Here is a 2775-nt window from a genome sequence, read left to right on the forward strand (position 1 = left end):
AGGGGCGGGCGGGATCGCCGGGGCGACATGGGTCAGCTCGCCCTCGGCCAGCAGATAGGCGCCCTGGGCGCCCGCCGTGCCGACGACGACCTCGGCCCGGCCTCGCTCGGCTATGCGCCGCATGGTGCGCTCGGGGTCGGGGAGCGCGGCGGCGGAGACGAACACGAGGTCGGCCGCCAGGGCGAACGGCTCGTGGTACGGGTTCTCGCCGTCCCAGTCGTGCAAATCGGTGGAGAGCGGCACGCCAGTCTCCCGCAGCAGCGGCAGGGCTTCGGCGCAGGGCTGGGTGATGGTCACGTGGACATGCCGGGCGGCCTCGGCGAGGGGACGCAGCACGTCGTCCGGGAAACGGTCGCCGGGGCGGGCGCGGCTGGTGTCGTACAGGGAGAGGCGGCGGCCGTCGGGGCCGACCAGGTTGACGGCGCGCTTGGTCCCGGCGGGCTGTGACAGTGCGGTCAGGGCGATGCCCCGGTCCCGGTGCAGGGCGCGGACGAGGTCGCCCTCGGGGTCGTCGCCGATCAGGTCGAGGTGGTGGACGTCGAGGCCCAGGGCGGCCAGGCCCAGCGCGACGAAGTCGCCGGTCTGCCCGGCGCGGGTGTGCACCCCGGTGTCGACGGGATAGCTGTCGGCGAAGGGCAGCGGCAGCTCGGGTACGCGGACGATGGTGTCCACTCCGGCACCGCCCAGCACCAGCACGTCCGTCATGCGCCCTCCCCGTGGTCGTACACGGTGACGGGGATGCCCCGTCCCGCCAGCCGCCCGGCGACGAGCGGCTCCACGAGCGGCCACTCGCCGCCCGCCGGCCCACAGCCTATGCGCGGCATGTGCACGGAGGCACCGAGTTCGATCACGTGGCCGGCGAGCCGGCGGCCACCCACAGGAGCGGGCCGACCTCGACGAGCGCCCCGTTACCAGGCGCGGTAGGCCGCCTCCGGCTCCGGCCAGCGCCTGGGCAGCGAAAACGGCCCAGGACCAGGGGGCTTCACCGGGTTCCGGGCCGTTCTCGACCGTGGCCGTGACCTGCTACTTCGTGAGGTCGGTCAGCTCCCGCTCGGTGTTCGCGGTGACGCGGCGGCGGACGCCGAACCAGCCGGCGACCAGCAGGACCGCGATGAGCGGGATCAGGTACAGGGTGCGGCGGCCCACCTCGGGGTCGTTCCACATCATGCCGAGACAGGCCAGCAGGAAGGCGATGGTGACGATCTCGGTGACCGGGCTGAACTTGAGCTGGAAGCGCGGCCGCGTGACCAGGCCCGCGCGGGCACGGCGGACGAAGATCATGTGGCAGACCATGATGATCACCCAGGTGCTGATGATGCCGAGGGAGGCCACGTTCAGCACGATCTCGAACGCCTGGCTGGGCACGAGGTAGTTCAGGCCGACGCCCAGCACGCAGACCGCGCAGGTCAGCAGGATGCCGCCGTAGGGGACCTGGCTGCGGTTCATCCGGGCGGTGAACTTCGGCGCGGAGCCGGCCGTGGCCATGGAGCGCAGGATGCGGCCGGTGGAGTACAGGCCGGAGTTCAGCGAGGACATGGCGGCGGTGAGCACCACCAGGTTCATCACGTCGCCGGCCGCCGGGATGCCGACCTTGGACAGGACGGTCACGAACGGACTCTGGTCGGCGGAGTACACCGAGCCGGGCAGCAGCAGGGCGAGCAGCACGACGGAGCCGACGTAGAACACGCCGACGCGCCACATGATCGAGTTCACCGCGCGCGGGACGACCTTCTCGGGCTCGGCGGTCTCACCGGCGGCGACGCCGACCAGCTCGAGCGCGGCGTACGCGAAGATCACGCCCTGCATCACGAGGACGACGGGCATCATGCCGTGCGGGAAGATCCCGCCGTGGTCGGTGATGAGGCTGACGCCGGGCTGGTGGCCGCCCACGTCGTGCTGGGTGGCCAGCAGGAAGATGCCGATGAGCATGAAGCCCACCAGGGTGGCGACCTTGATGATCGCGAACCAGAACTCCATCTCGCCGAAGATCTTCACCGAGATCAGGTTCACGGCGAGCACCACGGCCAGCGCGACGAGTGCCAGCACCCACTGCGGTATGGACGTGAACATGCTCCAGTAGTGCGTGTAGAGCGCGATCGCGGTGATGTCGGCGATACCGGTGGTCGACCAGTTCAGGAAGTACATCCAGCCGGCGACATAGGCGCCCTTCTCGCCGAGGAACTCGCGCGCGTACGACACGAAGGACCCGGAGGAGGGGCGGTACAGGACGAGCTCGCCCAGCGCCCGGACCACGAAGAAGGCGAAGACTCCGCAGACCAGGTAGGCCAGGGCGAGCGCGGGGCCCGCGTTGTGCAGGCGGCCGCCCGCTCCGAGGAACAGGCCGGTGCCGATGGCGCCGCCGATGGCGATCATGTTGACGTGGCGGGCCTTGAGGTCCTTGCTGTAACCGGCGTCGCCCGCGTCCGCGGGCGTCTGGGCCGCTTGCGTGGTGGCAGCGGCCGGGGCCGAGTCGACGGCGTCCTTGCTCACGGGTCGTTCCACTCTCTGGTACTCCCGGACCACGAGGGGCCGGTTCCTTACAGGGCGGCCCGCCCGCACGATCGTGTCGCGGTACAGACCAAGGCAGCAGCTTCCCAGAGGGATCACCCGATATGCGGTGGTCCACGTCACAGAGCGGCACTTCTCACACGACCTTCGCGGGTTTCACACTCCTGCTGCGACAGCGATACTGCTGCGATGACGACCGAGGCCGAGGACCCCACCCTCACCATCGACGAGCTGGCCGCGCGGTCCGGCGTCACCGTGCGCACGGTG

General features: G+C 70.7%; 2 protein-coding genes and 2 pseudogenes. 1 reads left to right on the forward strand and 3 read right to left on the reverse strand.

Annotated features, from left to right (window positions below; translation table 11 throughout):
* The 3 genes and pseudogenes from CCN33_RS29450 to CCN33_RS29455 form a co-directional block, all read right to left on the reverse strand.
* A partial coding sequence (locus CCN33_RS29450) for a carbohydrate kinase family protein (RefSeq protein ID WP_086696392.1) occupies positions 1 to 705 on the reverse strand: 705 nt, incomplete at its 3' end.
* Positions 702 to 986 (reverse strand): annotated as a pseudogene (locus tag CCN33_RS32350) (hypothetical protein). The pseudogene CCN33_RS32350 and the gene CCN33_RS29450, both read right to left, overlap by 4 nt.
* A 37-nt stretch (positions 987 to 1023) precedes the next feature.
* Positions 1024 to 2490 (reverse strand): amino acid permease, encoded by a 1467-nt coding sequence (locus tag CCN33_RS29455; RefSeq protein WP_086696393.1) that lies wholly within the window; start codon positions 2488 to 2490, stop codon positions 1024 to 1026.
* Between the two features lie 207 nt (positions 2491 to 2697).
* Between CCN33_RS29455 and CCN33_RS33375 the strand changes: the two are divergent.
* Positions 2698 to 2775: pseudogene (locus CCN33_RS33375) on the forward strand (transcriptional regulator); the annotation flags it as partial.

The organism is Streptomyces recifensis, assembly GCF_002154615.1.
Lineage (GTDB): Bacteria > Actinomycetota > Actinomycetes > Streptomycetales > Streptomycetaceae > Streptomyces > Streptomyces griseoluteus.